Origin of the sequence: Rhodanobacter glycinis (assembly GCF_006438785.1) — a bacterium.
Classification (GTDB): domain Bacteria; phylum Pseudomonadota; class Gammaproteobacteria; order Xanthomonadales; family Rhodanobacteraceae; genus Rhodanobacter; species Rhodanobacter glycinis_A.
In genome coordinates this window covers 707,488-731,392 of the sequence record NZ_RCZB01000001.1, presented here as the reverse complement: position 1 = coordinate 731,392, position 23,905 = coordinate 707,488, and the positions used below count along the sequence as shown (strand labels likewise).

Genomic DNA, 23,905 nt, shown 5'->3' with positions numbered 1-23,905 from the left:
CAACGGAACATGAATCAGCTGACCGGCCGAACCGCAAACAGAGCAAGGCTACCGCTTAGCCGCGCTGTTGATTTCGAAGGGCAATCAGGCCCGTGGCCGGGTGAAAGCTGACGCCAGATAGTCGGGCTGCGTTAAGTCCCGAGTCCAGCGAAAGAGAGTTTCCCACCGGCGAAGTTTGCCGCTACCCTGCCAGCACGGCAGGTCGGTCGCAAGTCAATCATGCGGATCAAGAGAACTCCGAAATAAGGCGAGAAGTCCAGTGGATGCCAAAGTCTCACTCATCATTCCTGCGTACAACGCCGGGGGGTATATAGAGAGGGCGCTTGCCAGTGTTGAGAACCAAACACAAAAGCCGGATGAGGTCATCGTCATTGATGATGGCTCAACTGATGATACAGCTGCTCGTGTAATTGGATTTTCTGAAAAATCAAATCTAAACATTAATTTCGAGAAGCAAGAAAACAAAGGTCCTGGTGCGGCACGTAACCTAGGGATCAAGAAATCCGTCGGGGAAATTATTGCATTCTTGGACGCCGACGATATCGTCTACCCAGATTTTTTAAAGCAGGTAGTGTGGGGACTGCGCCAGCACGCGCATTGGATTGCGTGTTTCAGTGATCGCGATATCGTAGACATCAATGGGCGGCCTACATCAAAAGATCTAGATCACCCAAAATTCCGAACAATCCAGAAGAAAGACTTGGGAAACGGGTTTGCCGAGCTGACAGATAATTCGCTATTTTCCAAGATGCTCGAGGGAAGCGTTATTCCAATGACAATAGCTTGCCGCCGCGAGCATGTTGAAGCGATTGCGGGTTTTGACGAGGATATCTGGCTCGGTCAAGACAAGATATTTATGCTCAAATTGATAAAGCGCGGAACTTTTGGTTATGCGGTAAATTCGCTTGGAACATGGCAGAGACACGATAAAAATTTGACCCATGAGTCCAACTCGCTGAGACGGTTTCCATACAGCGACTTGGGCCTGCAGAGGCTTCTGGATACCAGGGATCGGTTGGGACTTACCGCTGAAGAACTAACCCAAATAAAAACGACCCAGGCCAAACTGGCAACTCAATGGGTCTATGCAGCATCTAACAAACACGCGGCTGAGACATTTCCATTGGCATATCGTCTGTTTCGTGAACGCAGAATTTCGTTCGGCTGCCTCATAAAGTGTACTTTGCGCTATTTTGTTCGTTCAATTTAATGTAGCTTGAATATCGAAGTTCGCTTGGAAACTCATTTTTGATCCCTATCGGGCCGACGTTGTCCCCGAGAAACGTATCCCTTGCCGTGTGATTCAATCCACGCGAGGAGAACGATATGACGAAGACAACGCGGGCATGCCATACAAGACTTGCGTGCTGCATCGTCCGCCCCGGCAAGCTCCATTCGCGCGCACACGGGACAAGCAATCATGGACAGCACACGGGGAGCGTTCCGCCTAGGTTACCGGGCTGACATCGAGGGTTTGCGCGCGATTGCAATCCTGCTCGTGGTGGCCACACACGCAGGAGTGACATGGCTTCCTGGCGGATTTGTTGGAGTGGACGTGTTCTACGTCCTTTCGGGATACCTGATCACTGGCTTGCTGGTTCAGGAAGCAGCAATCACCGGGCACCTGCGCTTTGCAAATTTTTATGCCCGACGGCTCCGACGTTTGTTGCCGGCGTTGTTGTTAATGCTGGCGACGACTTGCATCGTGGCAAATGTAGTGGTGGCGCCTACCGAGTTGCCCGAACAAGCGTCGAGTGCAGCGAGCGCGGCACTGTGGCTAAGCAATTTCCAGTTCGCTTTCTGGAACATCGACTACTTCTCTTCGAAATCGGACACTGTGCTTTTCTTGCATACGTGGTCACTGGGCGTTGAAGAGCAGTTCTATCTGGTCTGGCCGTTGTTGGTAGTTGCGGCTATGAGTGCGTGGAAGTATGCAAAGCACACCGCCAATTTGATACGACTGAAATGGCTGTTTGGCGCCATTTTCGTGGCCAGCTTCGCGCTGTCGTTGTACTGGACTCATCGCTCGCCAATGCTGGCGTTTTACATGATGCCCTCTCGGGCTTGGCAGTTCGCGTTAGGTGCGATCGTGTTTCTGCTAGTGGGGTCGCCCGCTTTCGGTGCCTCCACCGTCGTCTCGCAGTCTGCCTGGTTGCGCCCAATGGGGTGGCTGGGACTCGTCATGATCCTGCTTGCCTCACTGCTTATCGCTCGCACCACGCCGTACCCGGGCACTTCGGCGTTGCTGCCTTCGTTCGGTGCGGCGCTGGTCTTGGCGGCTGGTGCGCAACAACAAGCGTGGGTAGGCCGTTTGTTGTCATGGCAGCCCATGCAGGCGCTCGGACGCGTTTCCTACTCGTGGTACCTGTGGCATTGGCCGGTACTGCTGCTCGGGGCAACTCTGCTGAATATCGGTGACGGATGGAATCGCCTACTTTTGGTCGTCGTGTCGTTGTTGATCGCCGCAGCCTCATACCACTTTTTTGAAACGCCCATTCGGCGTAACCACAAACTCCTCGTGAGACCAGGCGTGGCCGTAGTTACCGCGTTTGCTGTAATGGTAGTTGCTGTGCTGCCACTCCGGATCTGGAAGACTCAAGCCAAAACTTTTTCTGAGACTCCGGCACTTGCGCGATTCGTCGCCGCACAAAACGACAAGCCAGCCGTCTACGCCATGAGCTGTTGGGGCTCATCTCGTTCGACGAAAGCCCAGATCTGCACATTCGGCGATCCGCACGCAGCGCATACAGCCGTTCTCATGGGTGACAGCAAGGCACTGCACTGGTTTCCGGCCTATCGGCGGATCTTCGAGAAGCCGGGCTGGCGTTTTCTGACCGTTACGAAATCCGGGTGCCCGATGGTAGACGCACCGGTCGTTGATCTGGCACTCCGTCGCCAGTACACCGAGTGCGCGTTGTGGCGACGTGACGCTGTGCGCACAGTCGTCGCTCTGCGGCCCGATGTAGTCGTGCTTAGCGAGAGTGTCACCTATCCATATACGAAGGAACAGTGGATAGCGGGAACGCGACAGGTACTAAGCGCGTTGGCCGGCAACACACAACGCATCTATCTGATACGCCCGACGCCCGAACTCCTCGTCAACGCTCCGCTCTGCCTCGAGCCGCGCGGACGACTATACGATGCACTCGTGAGCAAATTTCACTGCACTGGCAATGCGCATACCGCGCGATTTGACAATGTCGGACGATGGCTGCAAGTTACCGCCGCGTCATTCCGAAACGTCCAATTCGTCGACATGACGAACAGCGTTTGTCCAGACGGCGTCTGTCGCGCCGAGCTTGATGGTGGGATTGTGTTCTCGGACACAGGCCACATGACCGCTACCTTCGCCCGTACTCTTGCGCCCGCGTTGGCCACGGCTCTCGAATCCAGCCGCCCGCATGCTCCAGACGCGGCCGTCCAGGCTAAATCACAATAGCAATCGGATGGTAATCCCCCACCAAAGACCGCGACATCGACACGCTGCTGCCGCTGGCGTAACTGATACGAAGTTCGAGGGCAAGGTCATACATCAACAGCTGCTGTGGCAGGCAGTAGATACCCCGGACCCACGGAACTGCGGATCGTCCGACAATAGACGTTAGCGAAGCCCTGAAACCAAACCGACTCGGCAAGCAATCGAGGATATGCCGCGCACGATCTCTGATAGCAACGGATGCCTGGTAAGGACGATTCCCAATATCCATCCGAGCCCACTGCCAGCCGCAGCTACCAGAAAAGCGGAAACATAGTGCTGTGAGGGCGGCCCCGGCCAGAGATACAATACCGCCGCTGGAACCGCGCAACTGCTGAGCATTACCAGACCACTTGGCAACAGCGCAGAAACTACGTTCGAGAGCCTGGTCGATTCATACTGCACCACTTTTCTGTAATAGAGCACCGCGGCGACCATATACACCAGAATTTGAGAGGCAGCAACCGCTTCAAGGCTGTGAAATGCGGCGAGAATGGTCAGCCCTATCCGTCCCACTTGGTATTGAATCTCTACCCGAGTCACATCGCGGTATCGCCCAACCGCGGTAAAGAATCTGTTGCATTGGAAAGTCAGCGTTCCGACAATGGCAGCACCGCAAAGCCATTGCATCAAGGGTACCGCGGCATCCCACTGGTCGCCGAACGCAATGCGGATGATCGGGAATGCCATCAAGGTACAAAACCCAAAGAAGGGCCAACTTATGCCGGTAAGGTAGACGACGGACTTCAGAAAGAGCTGTGGAGCCGTATTGCTTTCACGATGTTCCCTGGCGTAAGCCGGAAAGGCGACGTTGCCAACGGCACCAATCACGTTGGTGACAAACATGTTGACGACCCCATACCCGCGTGAGTAATACCCCGCTGCCGCCATACCGAACATTTTGCCCACGATGATATTCGCGGACTGGGTCCCCATCTGCATGACGAGGTCGGCAATCGTACGATTCCAGCCGAAATCCATGACGCGCCTCCAATGCGCGAAGCTAACTCCGCGCACCCGGTACTGCCACCCCCAGATTTCGCAGCCGAGAATCAAAGCACCCATGCCGGCAACGGATCCCCAAGCCATGCTCATGTAGGAGAACCCTGCGTACGCCAAGCCAATGGTCGTGCCACCCCTGACCGCTGTTTCCGCCAAGCGAATTTTCAGTATGGTGTCGAATCTGAAGCTTCGCTTCATAAGCGCCATATGCGTGGTACCAAAGGGCAAAAGCACGAACACGAGGCTCATCGCCCGAGTTACGCGTGCAACGCCGGGGTCACCATAAAAGAGTCCAATCAGTCCGCTGCTTGCAAAGACAATGGCGGCCAGGCACCAAGCGATAATAAGGTTCATGGTGAACGCGGTGCGAATAACATCGTTGTCCAAGGACAGATCCTGTACGACGAATTCGCTTACCCCAAAGTCCCGAAGCATGTGCACCAGAGCGACAAAACCCACAGCTACGGAATACACGCCTATCTCCGCCGGTTTCAGCAGACGGCTCAAAATAATGATCGTCGCGACGCTAAGGACAAGGCTGATGCATGTTTGAGCAAACGACAGGGTCAGCGCTTTGCGAATACCGGGCTTTTCTTGTGACATATGATTCCGTGTATTTCGTCGCCCTGAGTGCCTTGCTATTCAACCGATGTTCTGACGGTTGGCACCCTTCCCATTGCATGATCGAAACCATTCACAGCAGAGGACGTGACCGAGCCAACGGTCACGTTGTACGGCGCGTGCATCTGCCTTTGAGACCTGCTGGGGGCGACGCATTGGAAGATGATTAAAACGTTCGTACCCTTTTTGGGCATCGCCTGGAAAACCCCGGGGAAACGACCGATATCGCTCAAAGCTGAGCGGCCAGCTTTTGCACGACAGGACGTATTCTCCAATTCGCGTAAATTCCCGAAAGCGGACCGCGCTGCCGGTACCTGCCCCAATAGCACAACATGAAATACAATTGCGCCCAGCGCAATGCGTTTAGTTCCTGCCCATTGAGGAAGCCATATCCGTTCAGAAACTCTTCTTCAACTTGCTGATATTCCCCAATACCGGAACGCATGAAACCGGGGCTAGCGAGCAACAAGTGGTTTAAGAACGAGGCAAGATCATAAACGAAGACTCCGCGGGTCCCCAGTTGCGTGTCCAGGATCATGTATTTGTGGCCGTCGCAAAGAACATTTTCGGGCTTGAAGTCACCGTGACTCCATGTCGCCCGAAGCTGGACTGCGCTGATTCTCGTCGCTTCCTCCACCAATTGATCACATATGTTACTGGTAGCACGGTCGCTACGCAGTCGAGCGCCGTATGTCCGTGACAGGTAGGCCACTTTATCCTCTACGCGAAGGGTCTGCGGCCGGTATCCCTCGGGGCAGCTATCGTGCAATCTTCGCAACAAGAGTCCGGCGGGTCGGAATAGCCCTCGCTTCCGGCCCCCACTGAGCTTGGAGGCATGACGAACGAGATCCACGCCATCGAACTTCCGTGTGATCATTGCTCCGTAACCATTGAGCTCGAGGTAACCAAGGGGCACCAGAGTTCCGAACTCGTCGTCTTGCGGGAAAACCGCTTGCAGCTCGCAAAGAACGCGGTATTCCTCTTGCGCCAGCTGCCCCCCTCTCGCAGCACAAGCGGCCGTCTGTGTCGTTTTCACGACGATTTCTTCCCTACAACGGCGACATCCGAATCCCTGGATCGTGGAAGCCTCCCTGATCATGGCGCGAGCGGACGCACTCCAGTCACCGGAAGCATGGCATCCGGGACACTCAAAACGCCGATTGAGAAGCTGGCCGATGTTCGCGTTCATGATGACGTTCGGATAGGTCCGAGACTTCCGATTTATGGTGTTCGACTATTTTCCGGGTCAATCTTCTCGGCGATGATGTATATCGCTTCACTGATGATGGGGAACAGTCGGCGACGTTTCACCTCGCGCAGACCTGCATTCTTTAACAGCACTCTGATATCTCTGTTATTTATCGGATGAAGAGCGGATGCCTGGTGTCCCACGAGTCGCTTGAGCCGCCGCCGAAGCCGATGATAGCCAGAATCCAGGCTGTGATTTATGACAACAACGGAACGGCTCAGCCGCGCCACACCAGTCAAAAATCCAATTTGTTGATCCAGCGGAAAGTGCATCAGCACGCGTGCGCACAGGGCGCCGTCATACATTGGCACCTCCGCCGGCAGCCGCTTTACATCTGCCACTTCAGAAGTGAATCTGGATCCGTAGGTGCGCAGGCGCTGGCTGGCGACGAGAAGCATCTCCGCGGAGATGTCGATTCCATGCACGCTATATCCGTGCGCAAGCAGCGCCTCGGCAAGTCGGCCGGTCCCACAGGGCACGTCGACGATTTTTTGCGCCTTTGGAAGCTTATGAAAACATTTCCCGACCATCCGCTTTTCCAGATGATTGAAAATTTTTCCCGAAATGCTGGAAAACCGGGATTTGTCATATTCAGCTGCAACCCGATGACTCTTGTAATGTTCGTCAGGAACCCAGCTCATGTTCTCTCCATTCGCAAAAGAAAAAGGGATCTGAAGGCGGCTCAATATTTTCTCGCAAAAAGGAGCGATGTACTCGAGCCGACCAATGGCAATTCGAGGGCGCGATACTTCACGAACTGGACAAGGTCGCTGCCATACTTGCACCGCCCCGAAAAACTGGAGATCGCCTGGCGCCCGCACATCTGAGCCAAGGGGAAGGCTAGCAGATTCAGTGCCGATCACGCATGAGCAAGAGCGCCATGGCACCGGGCACGACGGCGATGATCGTACGCCTGCGCGACGGTGCAGCGTATCTCGCCCGCGAGGCCAGGAGCACACAAGCATGAAGCCTCCGGCTCTACGGGGAAACTCGCCTTTGAAACCGCGCTGTCGGAGCCATTCGTGTGATCCTCATGCAACCAGCTTGCGCCATGCGACTTCCACCGCGAGCGCGCGCGCGAAAGCAAAGTTGTCGGGCAAACGTGCCAGGTCGAGTACCGGATCCAACTGCCACTCGCCGGGTAACAGAGATCGGCAGTGCGCACTCATGTCGGGCGCCACCCCGAGTCCACGCAAACGGCGTCGCGCCGAGTTAATGAATGGGCGAGCGAATACCGGTCGCGCGCAGTGGGCCCATTCCGAAAAATGCGCACGCCAGTCAGGACCATCGCTGAATCGAAAGCCATATGCCGAGAGTTGTCGCGCAATCGCAGGGTCCAGCCTCGCGACGAGGTGACTTTCCAACTTTCCGGCATTTTTCTGGGCAATTGGCAGCTGCCAGGCAAGCCGGACCATATTCAGATCCACCAGCGGCGTCGCGTAGTAGCCGTGCCGTATCGCCACACTGTTGTTCACGCTCATCCAGTGGTGGCAACGGAACAATGGGTAGACCAACTCCACCTCCGCTCTTCGCAAGGTTCGGCCTGCAGCCAGGCTTTCCAGCCCTAGCGATGCCCCGATCGATGCAACGAGATGGTGGTACCAGGAAGCCAGTCCGTCGGGGCGGCGAAATATCTTCGGATCGAACCCGCGATAGAAGGTACGCACGATATCTGCGGCGTGCATTGACCGGTCGGGCAAATGAAAGAAATTGCGGAATATTTCGCCGCCGCCGCCGTTCAGGGCGATGCAACCGCCGGCATTCTGCTCAAGCCGAGTCTGCTCATCTGCGCCCGCATCGTAAATACCGTCATTCGGCAGACCGTCAAAAAACAAGGCATTGTTCACGAGACGCTCGATGTCGGGTCGTGACACCGGTCGGTTCAGTTGACTCTTGTCGATCACCTTTATGGGCAGGCCTGCGCTTTCAGCAACCGTACGCGCGATGGCTACGTCGTCGGACGTCGACTGGCCATAGACGAACAATTCTGGACGGCTGCCGCATGCCAGCAAGCCGGCGACTATCAAACGCGAGTCGAAGCCTCCTGAGAGTGCGGCGCGTGTGCGTCCTGGGAAGGCCATCGTAATCTCCCGGCAAACTGTCTGCAGGTGGCTGCAGATCTCGTCTACCGCTGCCTCCAATAAAAGGGGAATCCGAGCTTCGTCCCATATGCCCATCGGCAGACGTGCCTGCGGCTTCCTTTGGATGAGGTCAAAGGCGCGCGCCACGGGTAATGTTGTAACGCCGCGCGCCACGGTTCTGTCCGAGTGGGACGCGCCGAGCAGCACATATTCAGCCGCGGCAACCTCATCCAGCGCCACACCGCCGGCATAAGCGCAGGTTGCAAGCCAGCTGGTGCTGTAGAAAAACACGTCAGGGCTGGCGTAAAGCCGTACCAAGCCCAGCACGTCATTCATCAATAGACAGTGATCGTGCGTGCGAAGAAACAGCGCGAAGTTGCCGCGCAATTCCATCTCGTCGATGCGCCCCACTCCGCCGAGTTCAACGAGCAGCAAATCCAGAGCCGGGTTGCCGAAGCGCCCCCGATACCATAACGGACCAACACAACAAGCGACGCCGGAGGACGTTCGAACGGCAAAATTTTCCACGCTGCGTTGCGATGGATTTCCCCACGCGTCCAACACACCACCCATCCATTCAAATCGCGAGGCAGATTCAAACCCTTGACGTCCCATGGATCGGGCTGCACGCCGGTAACCGTCTTGGTTCCCACCATGAAGCAGGACGGATATTGCGTTCAGCATGTCGACAAACCCTCCAACTCACGTTCCGCTGACGAATGGGTTTCCTGATCCGTCGATGCATTGACGTCATTGATAAATTCCGCACTCGCATGATCTTGCATCGACACTTGCCTCGACTTGTTCCCTGACGGGCAAAGTCAGCGGCCGTCCGGGAGATCAGTATTTCCGACCCAAAGGCTTCTTTCGGCGCCAGCCAATGGAATCCTGTCGGACAAGCTGACCATGTCCCAGCCTCTGGCTTCAGACGACGACCTCGTCAAGCAAGCTCGCGAGCAATACCGCACCATGGTGCCTTGAATACTCCTGCACGACACTTGCGTTCGCCGCTGGAGCGCGCTCGTCGCGCAATGCCTGGACGAATTCGCAAAGTCCTCCCGCGATCGCGGCAACATCGTCCGGAGGCACCAGCGTGGCACCGCCTGCACGACGCAACAACGCCGCCGTATCCCCATCCTCACCGACCAGCGCAAAAATCGGGCGACCGATGCGCAGGTACTCATAGGCTTTCGCTGGAATCTGGCGATCGTATTGGCGACCCTGGAACAGCAACAGGGCGTCTGCGTCAAACTGCTCGTGCAGTGCTTCCCGATTGGATATCGGCGGCGCGAGCGTAATCATCCGGTCGAGACCACGCCGTCGTATTTCCTCGGTGTACATGGCTTCAGAACCGCTGGCACGCAGCATGATCGCCACATCCTCCTCGCTCAATGCTCCTGCAGCTTTAAGATCCGCGAGCGCGTTAAAGAACGGCAACGGGTTCCGCCCTTCGGGATACAGAATGCCGCTATGCAGCAGCCGTAGCGGCCGACGGGGTTGACGGTCCACGGCCACCGGCAGATCCGAAAATGTTGTCTCATCGTAACCGTTTGGGATCACGACCAAGCGGCCATCCAGGAATGCCTGCGGATACTGTTCGGCGTAACCGCGCATGGCCCCTGGAGTGGTGAACGTCGTGCGAGTTGCGTGAGCCAGCACACGCTGCTCCCAACGTTTTTGCGACGAGACGGAAAACCGGTTTCCCGCTTCCACGGAATTCACGACCGGGTCTCTGAAATCCGCTACCCATGGCAACCCTGTCATGCGACTCAACGTATGGGCGATGCAGTGCGCGGTCATGATCGGATATGTGGACCAGATCGCACTGATCTGGTGGCGGTGGATCAGTTGCAATCCCTGTGCTACTGCCGCCGGCCACCAGGAGGCCCAGCCATCCGGCTGCGCCAGGAATCCGGGGTACCTCCCGCGGATGGACAAATGCCGCCGCACGTCCAGCGCGAACGCGCGGTGGACGCGGCAGTCGTCGGGAATCAACTTCAGGTTTTCGGCATCGACGCGAGGGAAAGCCGCTGCGTTCGCCGACAGCACGGTAGGTTCCCAGCCCCGCGCGGGCAAATACCGGACGAAGCCCAGAGTACGAAGGTGCCCGCTGCCCATGGCTACCGGAGGGAAGTGGAACGCAATCATCAGCACGCGCTTCACGCATTACTCCGGCAACGCTTTGTGTGTGGCCATTGACCGCAAACGCATATCGGCGCTGTCGTGGCGATGTGCCTCTGCGGGTTGGCTTGCGCGCTGCCGCACATGGAGTTCAAGAATCGCGCACAGTGCCATCAACTGATAGGCCAGGTCGAAATAACCCATGGGTAGGAAAGCCCCCCCCGTCATGAACGCAACCACGGAAACCTGCAGCATGGACGCCAGATCGAAGGCCCACCTCTCTTCCGGAATTTGGCGCGTCTGTTTCCGCACCCGGCTGCAAGTCCTCCAGCTTACGAACAGCAGCGCCAGGAATAAAAACAATCCGGGGAAACCTTGTTCGCCCAAAACCCGGAAATAGATGCTGTGTATGGCACGGGGTATCGCGTCCGGCGGTCCATACTGCTGCCACATCGAGTCGCTCTGGTACACATTGAAGCCGCCTCCCAGCAACGGACGGTGCAGCGCAACGTTGGCCGCAAACTCGTACGACTGAATTCGCGTTACTCCTGAACCGGTCTGCTGGGCGTCCTGCAAGGTGCCCATTCGGTCGACCCATTTGTCCGGCATGAAATGAGAGGCGGTGAGGCCCACTGCGACGACGATTACAGCGACGGCCAACCGGCGCCGGCTCTTCAAGAACAACGCGCCACAGACTATCGTCAGAGCAATCAGACCGCCTCGCGAATAGGTCCCCAGTATCGCGACGCCGGTAAGCAGCATGGCCAAGGCCAGGCCGAGACGTACGAATTTCCGTGCAGAATGAAGCTGCAAGTAGCGCATAAACGGCAGCGTCATGCACAGTGCGAGCGCCAAGGCATTATTGTCGGCGATGAAACTGGAAGGTGGCCCAAGTACATGATTGACTCCGCCTCCGAGTATCGTGAACGCGCCACCCTTGACCCCATAAAACCCCAGCGAAACCACAATCATCCATACGAGCCAGTGCATGCGCTCGCGACTGTTGACGAGGACCAAGGTTACAAACACCATGACCAGAACTTTCGCGAATTCTTCCCACTTGTTCCAAGCTGCATTGGGCAGTACTGCAAAGACAGTGGTCAGTCCCGTCCAAAGCAGGAACATCATCAGCAGCACGCTGGTGGTAGACCATGGGATTCTTTTGCTCTCCTTGCTAAACAGCAAGCTCAAGAGCGTGACAATGGCAACCAGATGCACCCAGGGAAAGCTGATGGCAAAGCCATAGCACAGCCGGTTGGGGTTCATGTAGCCGAGCCAGGACCATATGAGCAGGCCCACGTAGGGGCGTACCAGGATGTAGGGAAGCATTCCGAAGATGAACAAGGCAAGGGCGATGTCGCGCATGTCGCTAGCTCGCTTCCAGTTGCAGCATGAGCGCGTCCATGAAGAATTTGGCTGCCCAGTTTGGATAGCGGTTCTTCATGTAGCCACCTGAGCGCGGGTACGAGCCTGGCATTCCGCCACGTACTCCCGCATCGATTGCGGTCAGGTTTTGAATCGACAAATTGAAGCGGATGACATTTTCTGCCGCTGGCTTCCAGGCGTGATCGCCGGTTTCCGCCGCCAGACGCTGCCAGATGATGGCCATTTGCGCATTTCCGGTGACACACGTCCAGCGGCTTGCCGGACGCCAGGCGGAATCGAGACGCCCGGGCAGCGCGCCGTCGCGGCGCTGGCTCTGCGCTACCGCTCGGGCCATGCGTGCTGCCACTTCCACGAAGCTGCCTTGGCCAGCGATCACACCGACTTCCAGAATGCCGCGTGTGGCGTACGCGATGGTATGCGTGAGCGGCCGATCGTTGTCCTCCAGATCGTTGTTTTCCAACCAGCCATTGGGATGCATCTGGGTAAGCGCCCACTGCACATTGCGCACGGATGCATCCAGATAACGCGGTTCCTGCAGTGCGCGGCCTGCCTTGGCCAGCGCGAAGGCGACGCGGGTGTTGTAGGTATTCAAGGCGTGCGCGGAAAACGGCGAAGCGAAGCGCCGCCAGGCACCATCTGGATCCTGGGCGGCTACCAGCCAATCGGCCGCGCGCGCAGCTGAGTCTCGAAAGCGCGCGTCACCCGTATGCTGCCAGGCAGACAGCCAGCCGAACAATACCTGGCCGGTATTGAAGATGGTCGGCACGACCTGCGTGGCATCCATCGTGCCGGCGCGAACGCCACCGTCGGGAAGCTGGATGTCGGATTCCCAGGCCGCCATGCGCACGGCTCGTTGACGATATTCGTCATTGCCCGAGAAATCTGCATAGCGGAAAAACGTTGGTATGATGTAGCCGGTGGTTTCCGGATAGGCGCCTGTCCACTGACGTTTGGCCGCATCGTAGGAAGCGCTGACACCGCCGCAGCCGCTGGCGTCCTGCGCATGTGCCAGCCACTCTGCCGCCGCTTGCAGTCCGCTGCGTGCGTCCGCCGCGGGGCGCGTCCGTCGTCTGGAAAGGAATTCGGCAACTGCACTCACGACTTGCTCCCGGCCGCTGGCGACCCGCCCATCATCTTTGAAGTCCGGCTTCGCAGCGAGCCCACAACGCGTCGCAAACGCTGCACCACGAACGGCATCGGGTCATCCCAGCGCCACAAGGCATCGGCCACGTAACCACCGCGCGGATAACCTTGCTTGAGTGGCTGGCCTTGTGCGACTGCCGATTGCAGATCCTCGGAGCGCACACGCCATACCACGGGCCGCTCTCTCATAACAGGTGCCGGGAACGGTCGGCCAAGCTCGCAACACCAGGCCGCATACGGCAGATTGATGCCGTTCAAGGTTGCCACTTCTTCCTGGTAGTCCGTGCGCCCGACTGTGGGTTCCACCATCCGGAATTCCCCACTGCGTGCGTCGCGCTTGTATTCCATGCTGGCCATCCCGATCACGCCTGCCGCCTGAAAAAATCGTGCAGTCATGGCGGAGAGTTCGTCATGGACTTCCGGGGCCACGACGCAACTCGCGGTACCACCGACCTGCGGAGGCCAGGAGCGGATTTTTCGGCCGGTGAATGACGCGGCAAGCTGTCCCTGCCCGTCCAGATATTGCAGGCAAAAATAAATATTTGCATCCGGCCCCTCGATCCACTCCTGCACCACGACGTCGGTCATCACCATGAGAATGCGGCGGATCAGATCCATGCCTGCCGATGCGCTTTCCACGCGGTAAGCCTTCTTGAATATCCGCCCGTATTCGATATTCCGCTCGCCGGGTTTGATCACCACGGGATAACGCAGCTTCTCGATCGCGGGCAGGTCCGCGAGCATACGGACGTGCACCAGCGGCGGAATCGGACCGCCGAGCTTTTCGGCAAGACGCTGGAAGCCCTCCTTGTGCTGCAAAATATCTACCATGTCCACGGTCGGCAGGCTGAAACGGTAAAGAGCCGACAGCCGCTCGCGATGGTGCGAGACGGTCTTGACGCTTTCTTCCTGGGTCAGCAGCAACACCGGGCGCATACCTGCAAACTGTGCCGCAGCCAGGCGCACCAGCTCTTCAACCAATGCTTCGCCATGCAAGGCACGCACGGTCACGGCATTCGCCGCGCGAGTGTGCATTTCCGGGCGGTTGGCTTCGGAATCCAGCAGCCAGACCCGCACTCCCTCGACCGCCAGGCTACGTGCCACGCCCAGGCCATTGACCCCAGCACCAACGACCACCGCGGGTACATCAACGGCCATCAGCTTTCCTCTCGCCCTGCGGGTGGCGGTAGAGCACGTTGGCATAAACCGCACGATAGCGTTCCACGCTTGCCTCCCAGGTGCGTTCGCCGGCTACATACGCTCGGCCGTTGGTTATCATCCCGCCCCAGGTCTCCGGCGTTTTCAGCAGGTTGATCAAACAACGCGCAAGAGCATCGACCGACCCCGCGGGAAAAAGACGACCATTGTGACCATCGCGTATCAGCTCCCGGTGGCCGCCTACATCCGAGGCCACCACCAGCTTGCCCATGGCCATTGCCTCGAGCGGTTTCAGCGGCGTCACCAATTCCGTCAGACGCCGCGAAACCCGCGGATAGACCATGACATCCATCGCGCTGTAATAGCGGGTCATTTCGTTGTGCGGCACGCGCCCTGCGAAATGCACGGCGCGCTCGAGGCCAAGCTGGGAAGCCAGCGCCTGTAGATCGTCTTCCTGCGGACCGCCACCCAACAAAAGAAGGCGCGCCTGCGGTACCTCGCGGAGCACCAGCGGCATCGCGCGGAGCAACGCGTCGAGTCCTTCATAGGCATAGAACGAGCCGGCAAACCCCAGCGTGTGCCCGGGCGTGAGTCCATATTTCTGCAACAACTCTGTATCCGCCGTATCGGTGAAACGGAACAGGGACAAATCCACGGCGTTGGGAATCACCGTGATCTTGTCGGCGGGAATCCCGCGCTTCAACATGTCGCCGCGCAAGCCGTCACAGATCGTGGTCACGGCGTCCGCTCGCTGCAGGGCACGCGATTCCATGGCGCGCGTCAAGCGATACCGGGGGCCCCACTCGCGCGCCGTTCCCTGGTCGACTGCCGCGTCTTCCCAGAATGCGCGAACCTCATACACCACCGGGATACGGGCGGCCCGGCCAACTGCGAGCGCGGGGAACGCGTTGAGCACCGGTGAGTGCGCGTGGATGATGTCGGGGCACACTTTGGCCACCACTTCGGCAAGTCTGGTCTGTAGCGCTTTCATCAGATAGCGATATCTGAGCAGCGGCAGCTTCGCGGCGAGTGCAGACGCCGACGGCGTCCGGTGGAAAATCCAGTCGTCGATCTGTTCCTCACGCTGCCGACCACTGCCTTGCTTGGGACCAGTCAGTTGTATCGTTTCCCAGCCAAGCGCCCTCTGCTGGCCCAGGATGGCGAGCGTCCGAAACGTATAGCCGCTATGCAAGGGCAGCGAATGATCGAGCACATGCAAGATGCGCAACGGTCGGTCGGCGGCCGATGTGCGGGAATCGTCGGGCGGTCGCGCGATACTCGACATTTTGCTCATGATGCAGATCCCATCCTTGCACCCGCAGCACGAGCCGAAAGCACGCGCGCATAAAGCGCGCACTGTGCCTCGATCACCGAATGCCACCCCAGGCGTTCGGCAAATTGGCGCGTCGCAACACGGTCTGGTTTGCGCGTTTGCAACATGGTCCACGCCCGTACCAGGGCCTTCGGACTGCGCTCGCGCATCAGCTCTCCTGCCTCGGGAGCTGTGATCAGTTCCGGTACGCCACCGACCGGCGTGGCAACCACCGGTGTGCCGCAAGCCATGGCCTCCAGCACCACGTTGGGCATGCCTTCGCGGCTTGATGCAAGCACCAGTGCATCCGCAGCGTTGTAGTAACTGCATAGCTCGGCCTGGGGGACCTCGCCGAGGAAGCGCACGCGCGCGACTAGACCGAGCCTTTCCACCAGTCGACGCAACTTGTGCTCTTCCGGTCCGGCACCGGCGATCAACAACGTGTTATCCGGCACCTGCGCAAGCGCCTCGATGGCGATGTCTACTCCCTTCAATTCGATCAGATTACCCACCGTCAACCAGACGGGGCCCTGCAGACCCAACCTGGCTCGTATCGCAGTGCGGTCGCGGGGCCCGAAGCGTTCCAGATCCACCCCGTTGCGCAAGACCGTCATCTTCCCGGGATTCACACCCAAGGTCGCCAATGTGTCCTTCAGTGCCTGCGAAACGGTCACGATGGCAGCCGCGCTCTCTGCAGCCCGCTGGATTTGTCGTCTGCAGCGACCGTAGCGCGGTATCCATGTGACGTCGGTACCACGAGCGGTAACCACGACAGGCCTGCCTAATGCTGCGCCCAAGCGTGCGGCGGCCACGCCATCGGGATAAAAGTAGTGTGCATCAATCAGATCGAAGTCGGTTCTTGCGGTTCGCAGTTTCCGTAACACTGGCAGCAGTGCGCGATACATGAGGAACGGCGCAATGTTCATGCCCAGCTTTGGTATCACTGGATAGCGTGGATGCAAAATCCTGATGCCGTAACGTTCTTCGGACTCGGGCACGGCGGCAAACGTGGAATAACCACCGAACATCGGACTTCGGAACGGAAACCATGGCACCGGCGCCACCACAGTCGCGGCAATCCGCCCCGAATCCACGAGATGGCGTAACCTCTCTTCGACGAACACGCCGTGGCGCGGCTGCGCGGCATTCGGATACAGACTGGTGAAGACCAGCAGACGGATCTTGCGTTGGCCACCCGCTGGAACGAGCCCCTCGACCGCGGCACCACGAAGCGCCCCGCGGGATGGCTTCGTCGCTGTCGGCATAACCTGGTCAGCCGCAATATTGATCGACGCCGTGGTCATGATATGCCCCCCGCCAGCACCTGAACGCAGTGATTCATGACAGTATTCCGGAGGCTAGGATCCTGGCCTCCGGTCTGCCAGGGGCGGTGACAGCTGGCTCCTGCATGTGTCGAAGGAAGGCATCCAGCATCAGCAGGCTCCACAGTGTTGCGCTGTGATCGTAGCGACCAGCTGCATGCTCGCGCACCAGCCGATCAAGCATGGACGGCTCGAAATACCCGCACTCTGCAACTGCGCCGTTGAGCAATGCCTCGTGAACGTGCTTCGCGAGCGGGCCCCGCAACCATGTCGACATGGGCACACTGAAGCCCATCTTGGCCCGGTAGAGCACGTCGTGCGGCAAATCGGGCTCGAGCGCTTTCTTGAGGATGTACTTGCCAGTGCTTCCCCTGAGCTTCAACGCCGGCGGCAAAGTGGATGCCCATTCGACCAGGCGATGATCGAGCAGAGGCACGCGGACTTCGAGGCTATGCGCCATGCTGGCGCGGTCCACCTTGGTCAGGATATCGCCAGGCAGCCAGGTCTTGAGGTCCAGGTATTGCGCCAGCAGCAGCGGATCGTCAGTGGGCGCATGGTTCGCGTGGGAACGAAACACCGAGAGCGCGCTGTAACCCTGGAGTTCGCGCTTGAAGCGCGCACTGTAGAGTCGCTGGCGCATCGCCGCCGACGTGGTGCTGACGCTGTGAAAATAGGCTTCAACATTGTCGCGGGCAAGGGCCTGCAGCGTGGTCTTGGCACGTAGTGGGCGCGGCGCCCAATCGGCCTTGGGATAGATGCTCCCCAATAATCCAAAAACCGGCTTGCGTAACGACTGCGGCAAGCGTGCGCGCAGGCCGCTTTCCCACGCATGCAAGCGGTAACGCCGGTAGCCCGCAAAATTTTCGTCGCCACCATCGCCGGACAGCGCGACCGTCACCTGAGTGCGTGCCAACTCGCACACGCGGTAAGTGGGCAGCGCCGAGCTGTCGGAGAACGGTTCATCATAAACCGCCGCCAGCGTGTCGAGGAGCGTGTAATCGTCAGCGTTGACTCGCTGCTCGAAGTGTTGCGTATGCAGGTGCCGGGCGACCTGCCGCGCATAGACGGTTTCGTCGAAACCATCATGGTCGAAGCCGATCGAGCAGGTGCGCACGGGTTGCCGCGACGCCCGGCTCATGCTCGCCACCACGGCGCTGGAATCCACGCCACCGGATAGGAATGCTCCAAGCGGCACGTCGGCGATCATCTGGCTTGCCACCGCTTCGTCCAGCAGCGTCCGCAGTTTTGCGGATGCCTCGCCTTCGGCCAGTTGGGTGTCAAGTTTGAATGGGACATCCCAGTACTGTCGGGCGGTCGGAGCGGGCTCGCCGGCACGCCAAGTCAGCCAATGGCCTGGTGGCAGCTTGGAAATCCCGCGATAGATGCTTTTTGGGTCCGGCACGTAGCCGAGTGCCAGATAGTCCTCCAGCGCCTGTGGATCGAGCTGGCGTTCCACACCGGGATGCGCCAGCAGCCCCTTGAGCTCGGAAGCAAACACCAAGTCGCCGGAGCTTGTGAAGCCGTAATAGAGCGGCTTGATGCCAAGCTGATCGCGAGCCAGAAAGACCCGCTGCGCACGCGCGTCCCACACGGCGAACGCAAACATGCCGACCAGGCGCGGCAAACACTCTTCACCCCATTGCTGCCAGGCCCGCAACAGAACCTCGGTGTCGCTGTTACTGGTGAACAAGATACCCAGCGCTTCCAGTTCGGCTCTGAGCGACTTGAAGTTGTACAGCTCACCGTTGTAGATCAACGCCAGACGGGCTTTGTCATCCACCATGGGTTGCTGGCCGTGGGCCAAGTCAATGATGGACAGGCGGCGATGGCCGAGCCCGACGCCTTCACCCAGATAGACACCAGCCTCGTCTGGCCCGCGGTGACGCTGAACATCCCGCATGGCCAGCAGAACCCGTTCATCAGGGTAGCCGTGCTGTGACGAAACGATTCCGGCCAGACCGCACATGTCAGTTCTCCTTGCGCTCAGCCAGGCCGGACAATGTGCGTGCCGGCGCGGCACTCGCCAGCGCACCCAGCAGCTCGTCGTATAACGTTACATACGCGGTCGCCATGGCGTTCAAGCTGAATTGCGCGGCGACGCGAGCGCATCCCGCGGCACCATGTTGACGACGCAGCGTTGCGTCTGCGACATAGGCGCGCAGCGCCTCAGCCATGGCGTGCGGATCGCCGGCAAGCACCAGCGTACCGGTCACACCGGCCTCCACCACCAAGGCCACGCCCCCGACGTCGGTTGCAACCACTGGAAGTCTGGCGGCCATCGCTTCCAGCAATGTGACGGGCATGCCTTCGGCGATGGACGACAAGGCGAACACATCGCACTCTGCGAGCAGTTCCGCCACATCATCGCGATTGCCGAGTAGCCGCACCGTTTCCACCAGGCCGAGCTGAACAATCTGTCGTTCCAGCGCCTCCCGTTGTGGCCCCTCACCGGCAATGATCAAGCGGCAATTGGCATGTCCTGTTTTTTCACGAAGGAACTTGAACGCCGAGAGCAAACCGGCTTGATCCTTTACCTTGTCGAGGCGTGCAATATTGCCGACAACCACGGTGTCCGGAGGCGCAAAATCGCCCAGCTGCCGACGCGGCTCGGACGCAACGCGTGGCACGTTGAACATCGCGGCATCAATTCCGTTGGCGATATACACCACCTTGGATCGTCGAATGCCCGCGCGTTCCGAGAGCCAGCTTTGCAAGTCGGGAGAAACCGCGACGTATCGATCGATGAGCGGCGCCATCCAACGTCGCAGTCGGAGATATTTGGGGTTCTCACCTTCCGGATCTGTCGCATCGCGTCCGTGTTCGGCGTGAACCAAGCGGCTCACGCCGGCCATTTTCACGACCGGTGCGAAATCCAGGGTTCCGACGTTGTAAGTCTGTACTAGATCCGGCTTCAACGCTCGCAGGGCGCGCCAGAGTCGCAAGTAGCACGGCCAGTCCTTGCCCGGCTTCTTTTCAAGTGACACGCACGCTGTAACGGTATTTTCTATCTCCCCTCTCAGAACTCCAAAACCGGTCAGCGCAATCACAGCGTGCCTGTAGCGATCACAGGTCGCGTTGATCAGCGATACGACGATGCGCTCCATGCCACCGGTATCCAGCCGGTAGAGCACGTGCACGATCAGCGGTTTGTCTTTCACGGCTCGTTTCCCGAAGGGACGTATTCACGTCCGATCTGTGGATCCGCCGAGGCTGTCGCCGGGAGCATCTGCGTAAATGCACGCAGATTCGCCCGCGCCTGATCGACACCGCCTTCGCCGATCGGTGATGACACTGCCCACACTGCCGATTGCAGCAGATGCCCGCGCAGCACATCCCACGCCTGCAGCAACTTGGTGAGCATCTGCGAGCTAGTACAGCGTTGATCCACGCAGTACCAGTACCACACGAGACGTGGACCCGCCGCGCCACTCAGCCGCAATTCGCCGGCACGGAGGCTTCGGTCGCCGGTGAGATTGACCTGGCGGCTGGCGGTGCTAAGGATTTGCGCCTGCGCCGGGTCGTAAAGACGGTTGCCGTAGGTAATCAATGTATGCCCGCGGCGCGGATTGCCGGTGTAGACAGCATGAAATAACTCGACCACTTCGCTGCCCGCGTCCGATCGATAAACCCCCTTTACTTGCCCCGCAGCTCCATTGAATGTGGGCCGCCAGTTGTCTGCCGCAGCTTGCGGCCCGCTCCAACCGGCGACCGCTGGTGCGGTCACGGGCATCTCTTCCGCCGGCGCTGGTGATGAAAGTCCGGCAGCCACGGCCGGACCGACGATCAACAACGCGAACACCACTGGCCAGACCACCATGCGCGGGGTAGCCGGCATGTTGCCATTTTCGTGGGGATGCTCGCGCGCCACGGGAGGATCGCGAAAAAACCAGCCAGCCAGCAACAACAGCACCAGCACAGCACCGAAGAATTGCCAGCCGAAAATCAGGTGATCGGTGCCGGTGGCGTATTTCAGCCCCCAAGTCTCGCCAATCAATATCGTGAAATAAACTCTGAAGCCATTCGCGATGACAGGCGTCACCGCCGCGAGCACCACGAAAACCGCCTGCTTCCACCAGCGTTGGTACATCAGGTAGGCATACAGGCAGCCGAGTGCGATACAGGCAATGAAAAATTTCACACCGCTGCACGCGTCCGCCACCATCCATACCGCCGAGGGGGTCAGGATTTCCCGACCGTCGAGCAATACCGGGGTGCCGGTCAACTCCAGTGCGCGCACCGCAAAATGCGCCGTGATGTCCTGCAGCGGACCTACCAGTCCATCGCCCCAGGGAACCGCAAACACCACCAGATAACCGAGTGGGAACGCCAGCACCCGCAGCGCACTCCATCCGCAGCAGGCGAGCACCAGCGCCGGAAACAGCGCGACAAGAGCAAAATGCTGCGCCAGATTGACATCGAGCAGACGCCCGACATACCAGACAAACACCAACGCGGCCACCGCAGCCAGGCCCCAAACGCTCGGCGCGGGCGGGTGCGTTCGCACCCGTTGGCGCAGACCGAATGCCACCCACACGCTTAGCGGAAAAATCAGAAACCCGTACTGATAGGTTCCGTCGTGATCCCAAACCCACACCAGCGATTGCACCGTCTGCCAGTAGCAGACCAGCAACACGACCACGGCGACGCCGAATGCGGCTGCGGCCAGCGCCCAGCCGGAAGTGCGCGTGGAAATGCCGGCGTTGGCGTCCAATACCCGACTCACGAACATGCTCCCAACCCGGGAGTGCCCAAAGCACGGATGGAGGCTGCGCCGGGCTGCGCGTTACCCAGCACTCGTTCATAGGTGTCGAGATTGCGCTTCCAGTCGTAGCGCGACAGAACCATCGCGCGGGCCGCCGGCACGTGTGCGACTTGCGGCGTATCCAGCCAATGCGCGGCTTCGGTCGCCATGACCTCGGGTGAATCGCTGATGCAGCCTTGGCGACCCGCGAAATCCTCGATACCCTCCCAGGCTTCCGGTGTTGCCAGCAGCACCTTTTCCATGGCTAGCGCTTCCAGCACCTTGTTCTGAATGCCTCGGGCAATACGCAACGGTGCCGTCACGGCATGGGCATGCGCCAGATATGGCCGCACGTCTTCCACGCGCCCCGTGACTGTGATGCCCGCGAGCTGACCCAGCGCACGAACTGCCGCTGTCGGCTTGCTTCCTACGATGTAAAAACGTGCATCCCGGCACCGGGCGAAAATCCGCGGCCACACTTCGCGCGCGAACCATTGCGCGGCATGCACGTTGGCGCGGTAATCCATGGCACCTACAAACACTACTGCACGCTCCCCTGGCCGATAGGGATTGGCACAGGCGCGATGCGGATCCCAATACTCACCGTCCACGCCATTGGGGATGCCGTATACGTTGCCGGCCGCCGCCGGCACTTGCTGGCGGAAAAACGCCGCCTCAGCTTCCGAGACAAGCACACTGGCGTCGAATTGCGCAGCAACCTTGCGTTCGAAGTCCGCCAGCCGACGCGCTTCCCGCCGATAGATCATGCGTGTCAGACCATGATTGGCCTGTGCATATTGGCGCCATTTGTCGGAGTCCACATCCACGAAATCCATGACTCGCCGCAGTTGCGGGTGCGCCATGACGAACGGCGCCACGCCGGACGAATAGCACAAGGCCAGGTCTACCTTGCGCTCGGCCAGCAGTCCTTCGATCCAGCGCCGCATCACACGGTCGCGGTACACCCCAACCGTAAGTGCTTCGCCCCGCATCAGCGACGCAAGCGCCCGCCAGCGCACAGACCAGTGCGGCAAAGGTCGAACGCAGACCTCGGCGCACAAGGTCTCGACCGGCGCAAGGTATTGCCAGTCAACTGGATCGTCCACGAACGCGCCGAGATACACGCGATAGTGCTGCGCGAGCCGCCGCAACACGTGATACGAGCGGATCTTGTCGCCCTTGCTGGGAGGCCAGGGGAGACGGTGGCAGAGGAACAGTACCGAGCGCATGCGCTAACCCAGATCCCGTGCAAGCCATGGTCCCAGCGCGCAACTGACCGGCAGCGGCAGACGCTGCCAGGCCTTGATGAACAGGCTGTATTTGTTGTTGGTAGGGCTGATATTGGGAACCGTCTTGGCGCGTACCAGGTGATAGGAATAGTGCAGCGGCCGGGGCTCGAAGCCCCAGTGTTTCTTGAAGTGATACGAGCCACTGTCCTGCTTGCTGCGGCCGAAGTCGAAAAGCCGTGCGCCACGCTCCACCGCGCGCTGCATCACCGACCAGTACATGAAATCGTTGGCAGCCAGATCGCGGCCGCGCGCCACGCTGCCACCGTAATACGGATGCACTTCATCGCGAAAATAGAAGCTCATCACCGCGGCCACCGGCTGCCCCTGGTGAGTGACCACAGTAATTTCGCAATCCTCGCCAAACATCCGCTGCAGCCGCATGTAATAGTTGCGTGACAACACGGGCGTACCCAGATTGCGCACGCTCTCGGCGTACACCCGGTAAAACTCGGCAATGTTGCCGCCGTGGTGCGCCTGCAGACCCGCGGCAATGCCTTTGCGAACCATGGCGCGCTGCTTGCGTGGGATCGCCTTCAAATTCTTGTCAGGGTCCGGATCAATCGCCTTGCGGAAGCCGACGTACAGATCCTTGACCGGCCAGGTCGTTTGGTGCAACTCGCGATCACGCAATTCGAGATAATCCACATGCAACTCGTCGGCGAGGATGGTCGCAGCGTGCGTGAGCTGAGCTGCGCTGTCCGGGTCGCGCGCGACCACGCCACCATATACGCAGAATGGCGTCGAAATCAGTGCATGGCCAAACAGCCGACTGCGTATTTCCGCGAGCGGCAGGATCCCGGTGATGACCCCATTCCGCTGCGCGTACAAATAGTGACAGCGGTGGCCGAGTCCGTGCTCGATGATGCCGCGCCAGGCCGCGCGGTGGAAAAACGTGGCCTGCGGCGCGTCCTTGGCAAAGTCGTCCCAGCGCTCCTCGTCATCACTTCCCAGGCGCTTGATGGCACAAGTGTCGTCAGAACGACTGTCGTCCGCTTGGTCCAGCAT

General features: G+C 59.3%; 17 protein-coding genes. 2 read left to right on the top strand and 15 right to left on the bottom strand.

The genetic code is table 11. The features are described from left to right. Positions 1-259: 259 nt before the first annotated feature. On the top strand, positions 260-1,210 hold the full coding sequence (locus EAH75_RS03685; protein ID WP_140804280.1) for a glycosyltransferase family 2 protein: 951 nt from the start codon (positions 260-262) through the stop codon (positions 1,208-1,210). 210 nt (positions 1,211-1,420) lie between these two features. Continuing rightward, positions 1,421-3,439: an acyltransferase family protein gene (locus EAH75_RS03680; protein ID WP_140804278.1), complete on the top strand. Its 2,019-nt coding sequence runs from the start codon at positions 1,421-1,423 to the stop codon at positions 3,437-3,439. 162 nt (positions 3,440-3,601) lie between these two features. On the opposite strand, the gene EAH75_RS03675 is transcribed toward EAH75_RS03680, so the two are convergent. The 15 genes from EAH75_RS03675 to EAH75_RS03605 form a co-directional block, all read right to left on the bottom strand. Then, positions 3,602-5,080: a lipopolysaccharide biosynthesis protein gene (locus EAH75_RS03675; RefSeq protein ID WP_140804276.1), complete on the bottom strand. Its 1,479-nt coding sequence runs from the start codon at positions 5,078-5,080 to the stop codon at positions 3,602-3,604. 247 nt (positions 5,081-5,327) lie between these two features. Beyond that, positions 5,328-6,287, bottom strand: coding sequence for a phosphotransferase family protein (locus EAH75_RS03670; protein WP_140654288.1), 960 nt, complete (start codon positions 6,285-6,287; stop codon positions 5,328-5,330). Positions 6,288-6,319: 32 nt separating this feature from the next. Beyond that, entirely contained in the window at positions 6,320-6,988 is a 669-nt protein-coding gene (locus EAH75_RS03665) for a class I SAM-dependent methyltransferase (protein WP_140654286.1), read from the bottom strand. A gap of 390 nt (positions 6,989-7,378) precedes the next feature. Continuing rightward, positions 7,379-9,112 (bottom strand): asparagine synthase, encoded by a 1,734-nt coding sequence (locus EAH75_RS03660; protein ID WP_140804274.1) that lies wholly within the window; start codon positions 9,110-9,112, stop codon positions 7,379-7,381. 240 nt (positions 9,113-9,352) lie between these two features. Continuing rightward, positions 9,353-10,591 (bottom strand): glycosyltransferase, encoded by a 1,239-nt coding sequence (locus EAH75_RS03655; RefSeq protein ID WP_241668873.1) that lies wholly within the window; start codon positions 10,589-10,591, stop codon positions 9,353-9,355. Positions 10,592-10,594: 3 nt separating this feature from the next. Beyond that, positions 10,595-11,914 (bottom strand): putative O-glycosylation ligase, exosortase A system-associated, encoded by a 1,320-nt coding sequence (locus tag EAH75_RS03650; protein ID WP_140804272.1) that lies wholly within the window; start codon positions 11,912-11,914, stop codon positions 10,595-10,597. A gap of 4 nt (positions 11,915-11,918) precedes the next feature. Next, complete coding sequence (locus EAH75_RS03645; RefSeq protein ID WP_240046305.1) at positions 11,919-12,776, bottom strand: pectate lyase; 858 nt, start codon at positions 12,774-12,776, stop codon at positions 11,919-11,921. A 254-nt stretch (positions 12,777-13,030) separates the two neighbouring features. Then, on the bottom strand, positions 13,031-14,236 hold the full coding sequence (locus EAH75_RS03640; protein WP_140804270.1) for an FAD-dependent oxidoreductase: 1,206 nt from the start codon (positions 14,234-14,236) through the stop codon (positions 13,031-13,033). After that, positions 14,226-15,530 (bottom strand): TIGR04063 family PEP-CTERM/XrtA system glycosyltransferase, encoded by a 1,305-nt coding sequence (locus EAH75_RS03635; RefSeq protein ID WP_140804268.1) that lies wholly within the window; start codon positions 15,528-15,530, stop codon positions 14,226-14,228. The genes EAH75_RS03640 and EAH75_RS03635 overlap by 11 nt, the downstream gene beginning before the upstream one ends. After that, positions 15,527-16,852: a glycosyltransferase family 4 protein gene (locus tag EAH75_RS03630; RefSeq protein WP_140654271.1), complete on the bottom strand. Its 1,326-nt coding sequence runs from the start codon at positions 16,850-16,852 to the stop codon at positions 15,527-15,529. The genes EAH75_RS03635 and EAH75_RS03630 overlap by 4 nt, the downstream gene beginning before the upstream one ends. Before the next feature lie 34 nt (positions 16,853-16,886). After that, positions 16,887-18,836: an XrtA/PEP-CTERM system amidotransferase gene (locus EAH75_RS03625; protein WP_140804266.1), complete on the bottom strand. Its 1,950-nt coding sequence runs from the start codon at positions 18,834-18,836 to the stop codon at positions 16,887-16,889. A gap of 1 nt (position 18,837) precedes the next feature. After that, on the bottom strand, positions 18,838-20,028 hold the full coding sequence (locus EAH75_RS03620) for a TIGR03088 family PEP-CTERM/XrtA system glycosyltransferase (RefSeq protein ID WP_140804264.1): 1,191 nt from the start codon (positions 20,026-20,028) through the stop codon (positions 18,838-18,840). Beyond that, complete coding sequence (xrtA, locus tag EAH75_RS03615; protein ID WP_140654264.1) at positions 20,025-21,599, bottom strand: exosortase A; 1,575 nt, start codon at positions 21,597-21,599, stop codon at positions 20,025-20,027. The genes EAH75_RS03620 and xrtA overlap by 4 nt, the downstream gene beginning before the upstream one ends. After that, complete coding sequence (locus EAH75_RS03610) at positions 21,590-22,840, bottom strand: TIGR03087 family PEP-CTERM/XrtA system glycosyltransferase (RefSeq protein WP_140654262.1); 1,251 nt, start codon at positions 22,838-22,840, stop codon at positions 21,590-21,592. Before EAH75_RS03610 ends, xrtA begins: the two co-directional genes overlap by 10 nt. Before the next feature lie 3 nt (positions 22,841-22,843). After that, complete coding sequence (locus EAH75_RS03605; protein WP_140654260.1) at positions 22,844-23,905, bottom strand: FemAB family XrtA/PEP-CTERM system-associated protein; 1,062 nt, start codon at positions 23,903-23,905, stop codon at positions 22,844-22,846.